The 12752-nt window shown below is 63.7% G+C and carries 16 protein-coding genes; 11 read left to right on the top strand and 5 right to left on the bottom strand.

The genetic code is table 11. The features are described 5' to 3' along the window. Nucleotides 1–11: 11 nt before the first annotated feature. The 8 genes from ACV959_RS08870 (at nucleotide 12) to ACV959_RS08835 (ending at nucleotide 7780) form a co-directional block, all read left to right on the top strand. Nucleotides 12–410 (top strand): DUF6511 domain-containing protein, encoded by a 399-nt coding sequence (locus tag ACV959_RS08870; protein ID WP_475739522.1) that lies wholly within the window; start codon nucleotides 12–14, stop codon nucleotides 408–410. A gap of 384 nt (nucleotides 411–794) precedes the next feature. Beyond that, complete coding sequence (locus tag ACV959_RS08865; protein ID WP_475739520.1) at nucleotides 795–1562, top strand: PD-(D/E)XK nuclease family protein; 768 nt, start codon at nucleotides 795–797, stop codon at nucleotides 1560–1562. After that, a complete protein-coding gene (locus ACV959_RS08860) occupies nucleotides 1559–3868 on the top strand; it encodes an AAA family ATPase (RefSeq protein ID WP_475739518.1) in 2310 nt (769 codons plus the stop codon). The genes ACV959_RS08865 and ACV959_RS08860 overlap by 4 nt, the downstream gene beginning before the upstream one ends. 374 nt (nucleotides 3869–4242) lie before the next feature. Continuing rightward, a complete protein-coding gene (locus ACV959_RS08855) occupies nucleotides 4243–4749 on the top strand; it encodes a crossover junction endodeoxyribonuclease RuvC (RefSeq protein WP_475739625.1) in 507 nt (168 codons plus the stop codon). Then, a complete protein-coding gene (locus ACV959_RS08850) occupies nucleotides 4746–5303 on the top strand; it encodes a hypothetical protein (protein ID WP_475739516.1) in 558 nt (185 codons plus the stop codon). Before ACV959_RS08855 ends, ACV959_RS08850 begins: the two co-directional genes overlap by 4 nt. Nucleotides 5304–5488: 185 nt before the next feature. Beyond that, the gene (locus ACV959_RS08845) at nucleotides 5489–6058 is read left to right on the top strand and encodes a hypothetical protein (RefSeq protein ID WP_475739514.1); all 570 of its coding nucleotides are present in this window, start codon (nucleotides 5489–5491) and stop codon (nucleotides 6056–6058) included. Nucleotides 6059–6215: 157 nt separating this feature from the next. Beyond that, nucleotides 6216–7544, top strand: a complete 1329-nt coding sequence (locus ACV959_RS08840) for a site-specific DNA-methyltransferase (RefSeq protein WP_475739512.1) — start codon at nucleotides 6216–6218, stop codon at nucleotides 7542–7544. Beyond that, complete coding sequence (locus ACV959_RS08835; protein WP_475739510.1) at nucleotides 7544–7780, top strand: DUF7220 family protein; 237 nt, start codon at nucleotides 7544–7546, stop codon at nucleotides 7778–7780. Before ACV959_RS08840 ends, ACV959_RS08835 begins: the two co-directional genes overlap by 1 nt. On the opposite strand, the gene ACV959_RS08830 is transcribed toward ACV959_RS08835, so the two are convergent. Genes ACV959_RS08830 through ACV959_RS08820 form a run of 3 tightly spaced genes read right to left on the bottom strand, consistent with a single transcriptional unit; the run spans nucleotide 7757 to nucleotide 8739 of the window. Continuing rightward, nucleotides 7757–8035 carry a GDCCVxC domain-containing (seleno)protein gene (locus tag ACV959_RS08830; RefSeq protein WP_475739509.1) on the bottom strand — a complete coding sequence of 93 codons (279 nt, stop codon included), beginning with the start codon at nucleotides 8033–8035 and terminating at the stop codon, nucleotides 7757–7759. The genes ACV959_RS08835 and ACV959_RS08830 overlap by 24 nt on opposite strands. Nucleotides 8036–8044: 9 nt before the next feature. After that, nucleotides 8045–8320 (bottom strand): mercury resistance system periplasmic binding protein MerP, encoded by a 276-nt coding sequence (gene merP / locus ACV959_RS08825; protein ID WP_475739507.1) that lies wholly within the window; start codon nucleotides 8318–8320, stop codon nucleotides 8045–8047. 14 nt (nucleotides 8321–8334) lie between these two features. Then, on the bottom strand, nucleotides 8335–8739 hold the full coding sequence (locus ACV959_RS08820; protein ID WP_475739505.1) for a mercuric transporter MerT family protein: 405 nt from the start codon (nucleotides 8737–8739) through the stop codon (nucleotides 8335–8337). 65 nt (nucleotides 8740–8804) lie between these two features. On the opposite strand from ACV959_RS08820, the gene ACV959_RS08815 reads away from it, so the two are divergent. Beyond that, nucleotides 8805–9284, top strand: a complete 480-nt coding sequence (locus tag ACV959_RS08815) for a MerR family transcriptional regulator (RefSeq protein ID WP_475739503.1) — start codon at nucleotides 8805–8807, stop codon at nucleotides 9282–9284. Here ACV959_RS08815 and ACV959_RS08810 read toward each other — a convergent pair. Continuing rightward, a complete protein-coding gene (locus tag ACV959_RS08810; protein ID WP_475739501.1) occupies nucleotides 9226–9858 on the bottom strand; it encodes a DUF3489 domain-containing protein in 633 nt (210 codons plus the stop codon). The genes ACV959_RS08815 and ACV959_RS08810 overlap by 59 nt on opposite strands. A 98-nt stretch (nucleotides 9859–9956) precedes the next feature. Beyond that, complete coding sequence (locus ACV959_RS08805) at nucleotides 9957–10178, bottom strand: hypothetical protein (RefSeq protein WP_475739499.1); 222 nt, start codon at nucleotides 10176–10178, stop codon at nucleotides 9957–9959. A 118-nt stretch (nucleotides 10179–10296) separates the two neighbouring features. Between ACV959_RS08805 and ACV959_RS08800 the strand changes: the two genes are divergently transcribed. Both ACV959_RS08800 and ACV959_RS08795 read left to right on the top strand, forming a co-directional pair. Continuing rightward, complete coding sequence (locus ACV959_RS08800) at nucleotides 10297–10806, top strand: hypothetical protein (RefSeq protein ID WP_475739498.1); 510 nt, start codon at nucleotides 10297–10299, stop codon at nucleotides 10804–10806. Then, on the top strand, nucleotides 10706–12748 hold the full coding sequence (locus tag ACV959_RS08795; protein ID WP_475739497.1) for a terminase gpA endonuclease subunit: 2043 nt from the start codon (nucleotides 10706–10708) through the stop codon (nucleotides 12746–12748). The genes ACV959_RS08800 and ACV959_RS08795 overlap by 101 nt, the downstream gene beginning before the upstream one ends. The last annotated feature ends 4 nt before the right edge of the window (nucleotides 12749–12752 follow it).

Genomic DNA, 12752 nt, shown 5'->3' with positions numbered 1-12752 from the left:
AGGAGACGGCCATGTCGATCACGCCCTTGCAGCGTCTCGGCGCCAGTCGTCCAAAGACCATCATCTGCGCGGTCTGCCGGAAACGGTGCTGCGGGTTTGGCTACGCCGACCCGTGGGCCAAGGACTGGCCCGAGCCGACCGCCTGGTTCTGCTCGAAGAATTGTCAGCGGTTTTACGCCGCGCAGGCAAGGAATCCGCAACTCATGGCCATTCTCTCCAAACACGAATCCGACGCCATCCGCGCCACGATGAAGCGGATCCCCGACGTCATCGACCGCATCGGTTGGGAGAAGCGCTTCGCCGACCTCTCCGAGCAGGAGGCGTTCGATCTGATCGCTGAGATGGTTTCGGGCTTCCAGGAATCGATGGGCGAAATCGCCAAGACGACCGACGCGGAGGTTCCGTTCTGATGAAACAGTGCTCCAAATGTCGTCAAGACAAGCCCCTAACGGAATTCGGGGTTAGACGGCGAAGTCTAGATGGACTGCAAGTGTGGTGCCGCGACTGCCGACGTGAATATCAGCGTGAATATGCGAGGTTGTATCGAGACCAAGCCAAACATCGCGCCTGTCAACGAAGATACGTTGAAAGACACGCGGAGAAGAATGCCGCGCACCGTGCCGTGAGGCGCGCAATAAAGAAATGCCTGCTCGTGGTGCCGTTGTGGTGTCAACGTTGCGGATGCGTAAGTCATCTTGAAGCGCATCACAGCAATTACGCAGAACCGCTTCAGGTCGAATGGCTTTGTTCGACATGCCACGGCTTGACACATCGTTCGTGCCGCGAGGATTCGTATGCTGGACTTTAACAGAACACAGAAGCTTTCAGATTGGGTCAACGCGGCAATCGACGCGGCGCTTGTTGCGGAAAATGGCGCCCGGCCGCCGCGCGACTATCTCGGCGGCTCGCGCATCGGGCATGCCTGCGAGCGGGCGCTGCAGTTCGAATTCGCCGGCGCGCCCAAGGACGAGGGGGCCGACTTCTCGGGCCGCGCCCTGCGCATCTTCGCGATCGGACATGCGCTGGAGGACCTTGCAGTCCACTGGCTGCGGGCAGCTGGCTTCGATCTCTACACCCGCAAGGGCAATCGCCCTGACGGCGAGCAGTTCGGCTTCACCGTCGCCGGCGGGCGCATCCGCGGGCATGTCGACGGCGTCATCGCCGGCGTCGCCCCGCCGCTCACCCTCAACGCCCCGGCGCTTTGGGAGCACAAGACCATGAACGCGAAGAACTGGCGCGAAACAGTGGCGAAAGGCGTCGCCGTTTCGAAGCCGGTCTATGCGGCGCAGATCGCGCTTTATCAGGCCTACATGGACGCCGCCATTCCCGGCGTCGCCGCGAACCCGGCGCTGTTCACCGCCATCAACAAGGACACCGCCGAACTTCACCACGAGCTCGTGCCGTTCAATGCCGAACTGGCGCAGCGCATGAGCGACCGCGCCGTGCGCATCCTGCGGGCGACCGACGCCGGCGAGCTGCTACCCCGTATCGCCCGCGCCCCCGATTTTCAGGAATGCCGCCAGTGCCCCTGGTCGTACCGCTGCTGGAGCCTGCCGCAATGAGCGACGACAACATCATCCATTTCAACCCATGGCAGGACTTCAACGATGTCTCGGCGATCATCGATCCGGCCGACATCGAGCCCGACGTCGAACAACTGAAGATCTTTCTCGACGTGGTGTTCAGCTACTGCGAGGGCCTGATCCCCGTGCGCGGCTTCGTCGACAAGGGCCAGAACCTCGACGATCGGCCGAACAACAACATCTGGATCGAGGCCGACAAGCACGCGATCGACAAGCTCGTCACCTTCGTCAACTGGGCGTGGCGAGAGGGCTCGGCCGTCTATGTCGTGCCCGGCACCGTCGCCGCGACAGGACAGGCCAAGGCCGAAGAGGTCATCCAGATGCAGACCGTCGTCGTCGACCTCGACGACGGCGACATCGCAGCCAAATACGAGCACCTCGTCGATCATCTCGGCCTGCCGACGCTTGTCGTCGAGAGCGGCGGCCGCACTAAGGAAGGGCAGCCCAAACTCCACGTCTGGTGGAAGCTGACAGAGCCCGCGACCGACGCGGACATCCAGACGGTCTGCCGGCTGCGCGCCGACATCGCCCGCAAGATCGGCGGCGACTGGCATTTTCGCTCCGCCCATCAGCCGATCCGCGTCGCCGGCTCGGTCTATCACAAGGGCGGGTTTCGCCGCGCGGTGACCATCCGCCAGCACAATCCCCACTTGGAGGTCGATCTTCTCGAGTTCGCCGAGCGCGTCGACAACATGATCCGCTTCATCCATGCCGGCCCTGAGCCGGTGGAGCGGGAGAAACCGACGATCCACGAGGTGTTGACGACGCCGGTACGCGAGGGCGGCGTCGACGGCTGGTCACGCTTCGCCGGCATCAGCGCCGCCGCCGGCCATTACATCCGCCTCGTCCACAAGGGCGAGATGAGCCCCAACGACGGGTGGGAGGCGATCTGCCAATACAACGCCGCCATGGTACGCCCGCCGTGGCCGCTGACGCGCCTCAAGCTCGAAGCGGACCGACTGTGGGCGAAACACATCGAGAAGAACGGGCCACCGCTGATACGCCTCGACGCCGACGCCGCGCCGCGCTCACACGCGCTGCCGGTGTTCTCCTTCGGTGAGCTCCTCGACGACGTCTCGCCCATGCCGGAAGACGTCATCGCGCCGCGCGTCCTCACGCCGGGTGGGCTCCTCGTGCTCGGCGGCGCGCCGAAGGTCGGCAAGAGCGACTTCCTGATCTCGCTGCTCGTGCACATGGCCGCGGGCGTCCCCTTCCTCGGCTTCGCGCCGCCGCGGCCCTTGCGGATTTTCTACCTGCAGGCCGAGATCCAGTATCATTACCTGCGCGAGCGCATGCAGAGCATTCGCCTCGATGCGGCCGTCATAGCGGCGGCGCGCGACAATCTGCACGCGACGCCGAAACTCGAGCTGATCCTCGATGACAAGGGGCTCGCCCGCGTTGCCGACGCCATTCGCGCGCGTTTTCCCGACCGTCCGCCCGACATCATCTGTCTCGACCCGATCCGCAATCTGTTCGACGGCGGCAAGGATGGCGGCGAGAACGACAATGCCGCGATGATGTTCTTTCTCACCGAGCGGGTCGAGAAGCTGCGCGAAGCCGTGGCGCCGGAGTGCGGCGTCATCCTTGCCCACCATACGCGCAAGATGCTGCGCAAGGCCGTCGCTGAGGATCCGTTCCAGGCGCTCTCCGGCGCCAGCGCGCTGCGCGGCTTTTATACGACCGGGCTGCTCATGCACCAGCCGGACGAGGACGACACGGCGCGCAGGCTCGAAATCGAATTGCGCAACGGCCCAGCGCTACCGGCAAAACTGATCGACAAGGTGAACGGCCGCTGGATCGAGCTCAATCCGATGAACGAGCGCCTCGTGCGCAAGGACTTCGGCGAGAAACTCGACGCGGAGCGCCTGCGTAAACACGATGTCATTCTCGGCATCCTTCTCGATGAAGCAGCCGAAGGTCGCCTTTACACGACCATGCAATTCGCCGAGGCCTTCGAGAACAAAGGCGGGCTGGGAAGCAAATACACGATCCGCGACCGGGTCAGCGGTCTCGCGACCAAAGGCTTTGTCAAATTCCTCCGGGACGGCGCTCCATTCAATTACCCGGTGGTTCGCTCTCGCTACGGCTATCTCTGTGTCGAGGGCATGGAGTTCCCGCCGGCGGAGAGCGTCGACGAAGCGACCGGCGAAGTGACAACGACGCCCCGTCCGGTCCTTCCCAGCCACTACAAATGTGCGCAAACGGGCCTCTGCCTCGACGTCGAAAACCCCGCCGTGTGGGTCTACCCGGAGGGGGGTGACGACGCACTAACTCCTCAGGAGTGAGTACTAACTCCTCACTCCTCCAAATCTTAAACTCCAGTTCATTCAGCGGCTTACAAAAATCGGAGGAGTTAGTCACTAACTCCTCACCAACTCCTCACTCACTCCTCAAAACGCAAGGAATTCAGCATGTTACCCTCTCCGGAGGAGTTAGGTGTGAAAGCCCCCATACTACGTATGGGGGGCCAACCCGAAGAGTTGGCCCTCCTCCCATACGTGGGTTCCGCGCGCGGGCCGCCCTGACTCCCTGCGCACACTCAAGCGACGGCGGCCCAAGTAACGCGACTCACCCAAGCCGCCGTCGCCCTCCACCACCGATGAACCCTGCAACGAGGCGATCACCCATGGCTTCGACGACTCTGACTCTGCCCGCCGCAATGGCAAGCCCGGCGGCAATCCAAACTTCCGCTCCGGAAACGGACGCTATCCTGGCCCTCGACCTCGGCACGACCACCGGCTGGGCGCTGCTCAGCTCCGACGGCGTCGTCACCAGCGGAACCGCATCCTTCAAACCCAGTCGTTACGACGGCGGCGGCATGCGCTACCTCCGTTTCAAAAGCTGGCTCGAGCAACTGCGCAATTATGCCGGGCGCATCGACGCCATTCACTTTGAGGAAGTGCGTCGCCATGTCGGCGTCGACGCGGCCCATCTCTATGGCGGCTTCCTCGCGACGCTGACCACGTGGTGCGAGCACGAGACGATCCCCTACCAGGGTGTCCCGGTCGGGACGATCAAACGCTTCATCACGGGCAAAGGCAACGCCGACAAGAGTGCAGTCATCGAAGCGGTGAAAGCGCGCGGCTTCAACCCGGCTGACGACAACGAGGCCGACGCCATCGCGATCCTGCTCTGGGCCATGCAGACGAAGGGAGGCGCGCAATGATCCGCGGACGCAAACGCAAGCCCGGTCTGCGCTACGACTGCGGCAAACTCCGTCGCGAAGAAACCGAACGCGAAGCCATGGCAACTGCAATTGCGGCGCGCCAGCGCCATTACGGCGTGACGGCCAAACAGGCGCGCGACGAACGGCTCGGAACATCGCTGGGGCGCTTGGCGTTCCGCAAGTTGATCAGCGACACGCAGTACCAGGCCGGCGTCGTCTTCGGCGAGCTCTACCAGCGCCACCACATCGTGATGGGACTGCCCGTGCCGAGCCCGCGATCCGTCGCCGGCATCCTCATCAACGAAGGCATTTTCGGCAGTTCGCCGAGCGAACCCGTGCTCGACGTCATCGAGAAAGTGCGGGAGCGCTTTCAGCAAGCGACCGACGCGCTCGACGAATGCGATCGCGAGCATCGGTTGTCGGCCGGCATGAGGCCGACCTTGCTGATCTACCGGGTGATCTGCGCCGATGAGGACACGACGAACTGGCGCGATGAGGACATTGGCAATCTGCGTGTCGCGCTCAATGCGCTGATGAGGGTATTCAAGCTCTAAAACCCCGACAGAAGCGCGCATAACCACGCGCAAGCCCGCAGCGTCACGCAGCGCAACTAATTGAGAACGTTAAGAAAATGCTTGACGCCGTGATGCGCCGCGGTTAAAAGTTCCGATATTGGAATCTCAGAACTGCGCCCGAGGCACTCCGCTTCGGGCGTTTTGCTTTTCAGGGCAGCGCGCGCATGCATGTCGTCGTCACCTTCCGCGACCAGATGCTCTCGCGCTACGCCGCGCGGCTCGAGGCGCTCGCTGGCGGCAATGGCCGGACCGTCCTGGCGCAGGCGCTGAACGAAGGTGGACAGGCCGTGCGCTCCGCGACCGTCGCAGCCGAAACCGCGCAGACTGGCCTCCCCGGCAGCACGCTGGAGCGTGCGCAGCAAACAATCGAGGCGAGCGCTGGCTCGCTCAGCTACACGATCTGGTCGGAAGGCGGCAACGTAAGGCTGAAATACTTCGGCGCGAAGGAGGGCGGCGGCGGGGTGACGGCGCATCCGTGGAACAGGTCCACCTACTACGACCGCGCCTTCATCACCTCGGGTCCACGCGGACGGCGTGCGCCGTCGCCGAAACTGGGCAGGCAAGTCTATCGCGGCGCCAGCAGGCGTTGGGGCGGGCCTATCTCGCTGGCGCGCTCGGGCCTGTTCATTCCGACCGAAATGACGAAGGGCCAGACCGCAGCGGCGTTCGACAAGAGCGCGACCACCGTGCTGGCGACGACGGTGGTGTCGAGGCTTGGCGCGATGCTGCCGTAAGCAGGCGACATGCGCCCGCAGCGACGCGCGCGCGTTGCCCATGGTTCCTTTTGGCCGACACTGTCCCGATGCGGCGCGACGGCCCGATTGATCTGGATATTTCCGATTTTCGTTTTTGCGGTTTGGTTGCCACAGCCCTCACAGGAACAGCCCGTAGATGACGACGCCAGAAGTCGTGATGCGCCCGGTTTCGGAGCTGAAACCCTACGCGCACAACGCGCGCACGCACTCGCCGGAGCAGATCAATCAGCTGGCGGCGTCGATCCGTGAGTTTGGCTTCACCAACCCGGTGCTCGTGACGGCTGATGGAATGATTGTCGCCGGTCATGGTCGGGTTGAGGCGGCGAAGACGGCGGAGATTTCGCTGGTGCCCACCATCGCCGTCGGCGCAGATTGGACGCCGGCGCAGTTGCGTGCCTATGTGCTGGCCGACAATCAGCTGGCGCTCAACGCCGGGTGGGATGACGATCTCCTGAAACAGGAGCTCGCCGATCTTTCCGCGGAAAGTTTCGATGTTGGCTTGGTCGGCTTCGACGCCGAGCTGGTCGCGGGCCTGCTCGCGGCGGAGCCCACGGGCGGTCTGACCGACGAGGACGAAATCCCCGACCCGCCGAAAAAGCCCGCGACGCGACGCGGCGATCTGTGGCTCCTCGGCAATCACCGGCTGCTCTGCGGCGACTCGACCAACCCGGACGACGTGACCCGGCTGATGGACGGCAAGCGAGCGGCATTGTTCGCAACCGATCCCCCATACCTCGTGGATTACGACGGCACGAACCATCCGACGAGGAAGGGAGCGACGGCTTGGGCGAAGAAGATCGCCAACAAGGACTGGTCCGAGGATTACATCGAGCAGCCACATTGGGACGACTCGTCTCAGGGGCCGCAGTTCTACGAAGCCTTCATGCGGGTCGCGATCGACTGCGCCATCGCCGAGGACGCCGCCTGGTATTGCTGGCACGCCTCGCGCCGACAGGCGATGCTGGAGGCGTGCTGGAAAAAGTTCGACGTCCTGCACCATCAACAGATCATCTGGGCCAAGTCCCGCCCCGTCCTGACCCGCTCGATCATGCTGTGGGCGCATGAGCCCTGCCTCTTCGGCTGGCGGTCTGGCAAGAAGCCGCGCGTCAATCGTGAGGGCTTCGACAGCTGGCCGACGACGGTGTGGAACATCCCCTCGAGCGAGATCGAGACGCGGGAGCACCCGACCAGCAAGCCGGTGCGGGTGTTTTCGCTCCCGATGGAGCTTCATACCCTGCCGGGCGATATCTGCTACGAGCCCTTCTCCGGCTCTGGCTCGCAGCACATCGCCGGCGAGAAGACCGGGCGGCGTGTCTACGGGATGGAGCTCTCCGAGACCTTCTGCGACGTGATCATCAACCGCTGGCAGGCGTTCTCGGGGAAGACAGCGGTTCTCGATGGCGAGGGCGAGACTTACGCTGAGATTCGTGTTCAACGCCTTGGCGCGGCGAAGGAAGCCGCCTGATGCAGTCGCGAACCATGTCTTTGGCCGAGGCCGTCGTGAATGTGATCGTCGGCTACGGCGTCGCGGTGGCGACGCAGGCGGTCGTGTTTCCCTGGTTCGGGCTGGAAACGACGCTGGATCAGAACCTGCAGATGGGGCTGATCTTCACCGTCGTGTCGCTTATACGGGGCTATGCATTGCGCAGATTCTTCAATGCATTCCCTCAAAACGGTTCACGGAGTCGATTGCTTGCTTGATGAGCAATCGCAGCAATGGTTCGCGCCGTTCTGTTCGCGCGCTTCTTGTATTGGCGGGCATGGCATGTCGCCATACGAACAGAAAACGCAACAATCCCCCGCGTTGGGCTTGAGCAGCGCCCCGCATCCCTTGCATTCGTAAAAAAATTGGCAGGCGTCAGTCGGCATCGTCTCGGTCGAGCGGTGGCCGCAAAACGGGCATGTGATGGTGGAATGAAGTTGAACCCGTGCGGGTTCAATATTGCTAACCGACATAAGCCCCCCTTATTTGACGTTGGCAGGATAACCCGCTTCCGTCGTCGCCTTGATCAGGGTGTCGGCGCTTGCCTTGTCGGGATCAAAAGTAACTGTCGCTGTCTTTGCGTCGGGATCCACCTTCACAGTCGCTACGCCCTGAACCTTTTCGAGCGCCTTTCTGACCGTGATCGGACAAACCGAGCAGGTCATGTTCCGCACCGCGAGGGTCACTGTTTGCGAGGCGCCCGCCAGCGCCGCCAGCGGCGATAGAGAGAGCGCAGCGGCAAATAATAGTCGGCGCATGTCGACGGCTCTCTTCAGTAGAACAGCGGCGCAAACCACGGCACGCCCAGAAGCCCGAGCGCCGGCACGCCGACTACCCAAAAGGTTAGACGTTGGCGCCTGACAGTGCCCGGATTGGCGCAGGGCGCGCCGGGCATACATGCTTGCGGGACGAAGTACAGGCGACGGAACGCCAAGCCGAGAAACAGCAGCGTGAGCGCCACGAAAACCGGACGATAGGGTTCAAGGGCCGTTAAGTTGGCGATCCATGTTCCACCAACACCGAGCGCGAGCAACACCAGCGGCCCGACGCAGCACAGTGACGCGCCGATAGCGGCCGCCGCGCCGAGGCCAATCGCGACCCCTGTTCCTGCAATCCGGCCGGTGGCGGCCATGGAGCGAGATCGGTCGGTTGATTGAGTTGCATTCTTGCCCGTCATGGATGGCGCTCCCGACTGTCTTGTGGCAACCTACATCCCGTAGTTGCTACGGGTTCAAGGAAAAAATGTCCGTAGATGCGCGAGGCGTCACGATTGGACAGCTTGCCAAGGCCGCAGGGGTCAATCTGGAGACCGTACGTTACTACGAGCGCATCGGGTTGATGCCCGCGCCCGCGCGGACGGAGAGCGGCCATCGCGCTTATGATGACAAGCACATACGGAAGCTCGCCTTCATACGCCGCGCTCGCGAACTTGGGTTCAGCATTGATGATATTCGCACGCTGCTGGCTTTAGCTGAGCCAGAGCGGGCGTCCTGCGCGGAGGTGAACGAGATCGCCAGTGCGCATCTCGCCGAGGTTCGGGCAAAGCTTGCTGATCTTGCGAGGCTCGAACAGATCCTTGCGACGACGGTCGCCCGTTGTTCGGGCGACCGTACGCCTTCATGCCCGGTTCTCGATATGTTGGGATCGCCAACAACAGTAACGGCTACGTCCGGATCCGATACACGCGCCCCCGTCCGTCGATCTTCTCGGAGACGATCGTGAGCCCGAGCTTCTTCTTGAGCGCCCCGGCGAAGGCGCCGCGGACGGTGTGCGGCTGCCAGCCCGTCGCCTCGACGATCTCGGCGATGGTCGCGCCGTCCTTGCGCTGGAGCAAGGCGATCATGGTCGCCTGTTTCGTTCCCTCGCGCGGCGTCCGCTCCATGGCGGCAGCGGGCGCTTTGGGCGCGGCGTTGGGGAGCGGCGCGGCGGTCGTTGCGGCCTTTGCCTTCTTGGCGCCCGTGGCCGCCTGTGGGGCTTTTGCGGGCGTCTTGCTGGCTGCCACCTTAGGCGCGTTTTTTGGCTTCTTCGCGAGCTCGGGTTCCACACCGATGGCGGCGAGCCCGGCGTCGGTGATGGCGAGCGTCACGCCATGACCGTCACCCGTCTCGCGCCAGACGGTTTCGCCGCCGCGAACCTTGGCGTCGACCTCTTCGAGCAGCCCCCTTTTGATGAGGCTGCCGACGACGATCTTGACCGCGCCGCCCTTGAGGCGGGCCGGAAGCGGCAGCGCGATGCGTTCGGGATGTTCAGCTGCTTTCGAGAGGATGACGAGCTGGGTGTCGGAAAGTTGGGTCATGATGGGCTCCTTCAGCCGGAGGCCGCGACAATCGCTGCCTTCTACGGGCTGAAGCCCGCGATCGACGCGGGCGGGAGCCGGGGAGCCTGACATGCGCGCTATTCCGCGAATTCGCCCTCGTGGAAGGCGGAGTCGGTGATCTGCTTCAGCAGGCTCGCATAGTTCGCCAGCGTGCCCACATGTCCCCAGTTGATCTCGTCGGGCGTGCAGTCGAAATGGTCGTCGCTGAGCGCACTCAATCGAGCGAGCATCGCGTCGATTTCGGCCTTTCTGGCGATGAAGGCGCTCAGGGCCGCCTCGTTCTTCTTGCTGTTCGACATGTTCGCCTCCGTTTCGATGGCGACATACAGGCGTAGATCGGGCGGGTAGTGAAGGCGATTTTGGCATCGTTTCGCAGAATGATCTGCGACAATTCATCAAGCGGGCGGTGATGATCGGATGAGCGACGCGCAGGCGCAGAACTCGGCCGGATTGATCACCGTCGCCAAGGCGGCAGCGCTCCTGATGGTTTCCGACCAATGGGTCCGCGACCTCGGCAAGAAGGGCTACATCCCTAAGCCGGTCGGCGGCATGGTACCGCTCGTCGCCGCGGTGCAGGGTTACATCCGCTGGCTGAAGGATGAGGAGCGGCGCACATCGAAGACCGCCGCCGCCTCTCAGGTGCAGCAGGAGCGCGCGCTCGAAATCCGCATGCGTCGCGAGCGAGAGGCCGGCAATCTGATCGAGATGCGCACGGTCGAGACGATCTTCGCCGATGTGTGGGGCGCGTTCCGCTCCGAGCTCGCCGGCGTTCCGGCGGCGGCCACCCGCGATTTGAGCCTGCGCGCCGATATCGAGACGAGGCTGAATGACGCGCTTGATCGCGCCCGCGGCAGATTTGAGAAATCGAGCGCGACTCTACGAGCAGGTCGCGATCTCGACGTGGCCGGCGAAACGCCAGCCGCCTGACGAATGGGCGTTCGAGAATATCGTCTATGGCCCGGAGACCGGCTGGCCCGGACCGCGCAACCCGGGGCTGACGCCCTACATGCGGGCTTTCTCCCGCGCCTTCGGCGACCACCGCTGGAAGCGCATCGTCGGGGTGACGGCGGCGCAGAGCGGCAAGACGGCGACGGTGCTCGACGTCATCGGCGAGCGGCTCGATAACCGGCCGGCCCCGATCCTTTATGTCGGGCCCAACAAGGAGTTTCTGACCGATCAGCTCGAGCCGCGCATCGAGGAGATGTTCCGCCAGGCGGAATCGCTTGGCGCGAAGGTCATCGGCGGGATCGAGAGCAAGGAGCAGAAGAAGACCCTGAAGCGCGTCGCGGGCGTCAGGCTGCGTCTGGCACATGCCGGTTCCTCGGCGGCGCTCAAATCCGACGCGGCGGCGCTCGCCCTGGTCGACGAATATGACGAGATGATGCGCAACATTCGTGGCCAGGGCGATCCGCTCGGCCTGGTCGAGGCGCGCGGCGACACCTACGCGGATTTTCAGGTGGGGATCACCTCGACGCCGACGCAAGGGATGGTCGAGATCGTGCACGACGATGCGAGCGGCCTCGATTTCTGGAAGCCGGGTGAGGAAGACGACATCTCGTCGCCGATCTGGCGGCTGTGGCAGGAGGGCACGCGCCATCACTTCTGCTGGCCGTGCCCCGACTGCGGCAGATACTTCGTGCCGCGGTCGAAACTGCTGCATTATCCGAAAAACGCGACACCCTCACAGGCGCTCGCCAATTCCTGGCTCGAATGCCCGCATTGCAGCTTCGAGATCCGTGAGGAGCACAAGGCTTTCTGCAACGCCAATGGCGCCTTCGTCGCGCCGGGGGAATTGATCGACGCCGAGGGGGTGATTTCGGGAGCGCCGGCCGAGACGACGACGCTGTCGTTCTGGATTTCCGGCTTCTGTTCGCCATTCAAGACCATTGGCGAGCGGGCGGAGCGTTACCTTCGGGCTCTGGCGTCAGGCGAGCAGGACAAGATCCAGACGGCGGTCAACGCTGGCTTCGGGGAGCTCTATCTCGCCGGGGGCGGCGAAGTCCCGGAGTGGACGGAAGTCGTCAAGATGCGCGAGGCCTACTTCCAGCGCGTCCCGGACGGTGTGCTGTTCTTGGTCGCGGCGGTCGACGTGCAAGGCAACAGGCTTCCTTATGTCATCCGGGGGTTCGGCGCAGGCGGCACATCCTGGCTGATCGAGCATGGCTACATCTGGGGCCCAACCAAGGATCAGGAGGTGTGGCGGCGCCTGTCGGAGAAGCTGACGACGCCGATCGACGGTCGGCCGATCAAGATCGCCTTCGTCGACTCAGGGTTTCGACCCGGCAAGAAGGAGTCGCTGCCGATCCATCGAGTCTATGAGTTCTGTCGCAAGCACAAGCGGTTCGTCTTCGCGACCAAGGGCTCGTCGACGCCGATGGCGCGGCCGTTGATCGAGTCGGCGATCGAAGTCACCGGGATCGACGGCAAGGCCAAGAAATACGGCCTGCATCTTCTGCGCCTCGACACCGATCACTGGAAAGCCGTTGTCCACGAACGACTCTCCTTCGACCGGGACGCGGCCGGCGCGCTGCGCCTGAACGACGCGGCGGACGATGATTACTGCCAGCAGCTCGTCGCCGAGGCCCGGGTGAAGGGACCCTCGGGCCGATGGATCTGGGTGTCGCGCTACCGGGAAAACCATTTCCTCGATTGCGAGGCGATGGCGGCCGCTGCGGCGTGGCGTGTCGGCTCCGATCGACAGAAAGCCATCAAGGCGGAAACCAGGTCGTCGACGTCCGTAAGCCTCGATCCGCCCGACCTCGAGGCGGCCCCACAGGCCAGGGCGCAGGAGCCCATCGTCGCGACGGCAGTGGCGCAGAAAGCCATCCGCGCCCGCTTCGCCAGCTTTGCGCACAGGTTGAACCGATAGGAGC

The sequence above is a fragment of the Methylocystis sp. Se48 genome, from assembly GCF_056269425.1.
The sequence above is the reverse complement of the archived record's forward strand: the minus strand, read 5'-3'. Positions and strand labels throughout refer to the sequence as shown.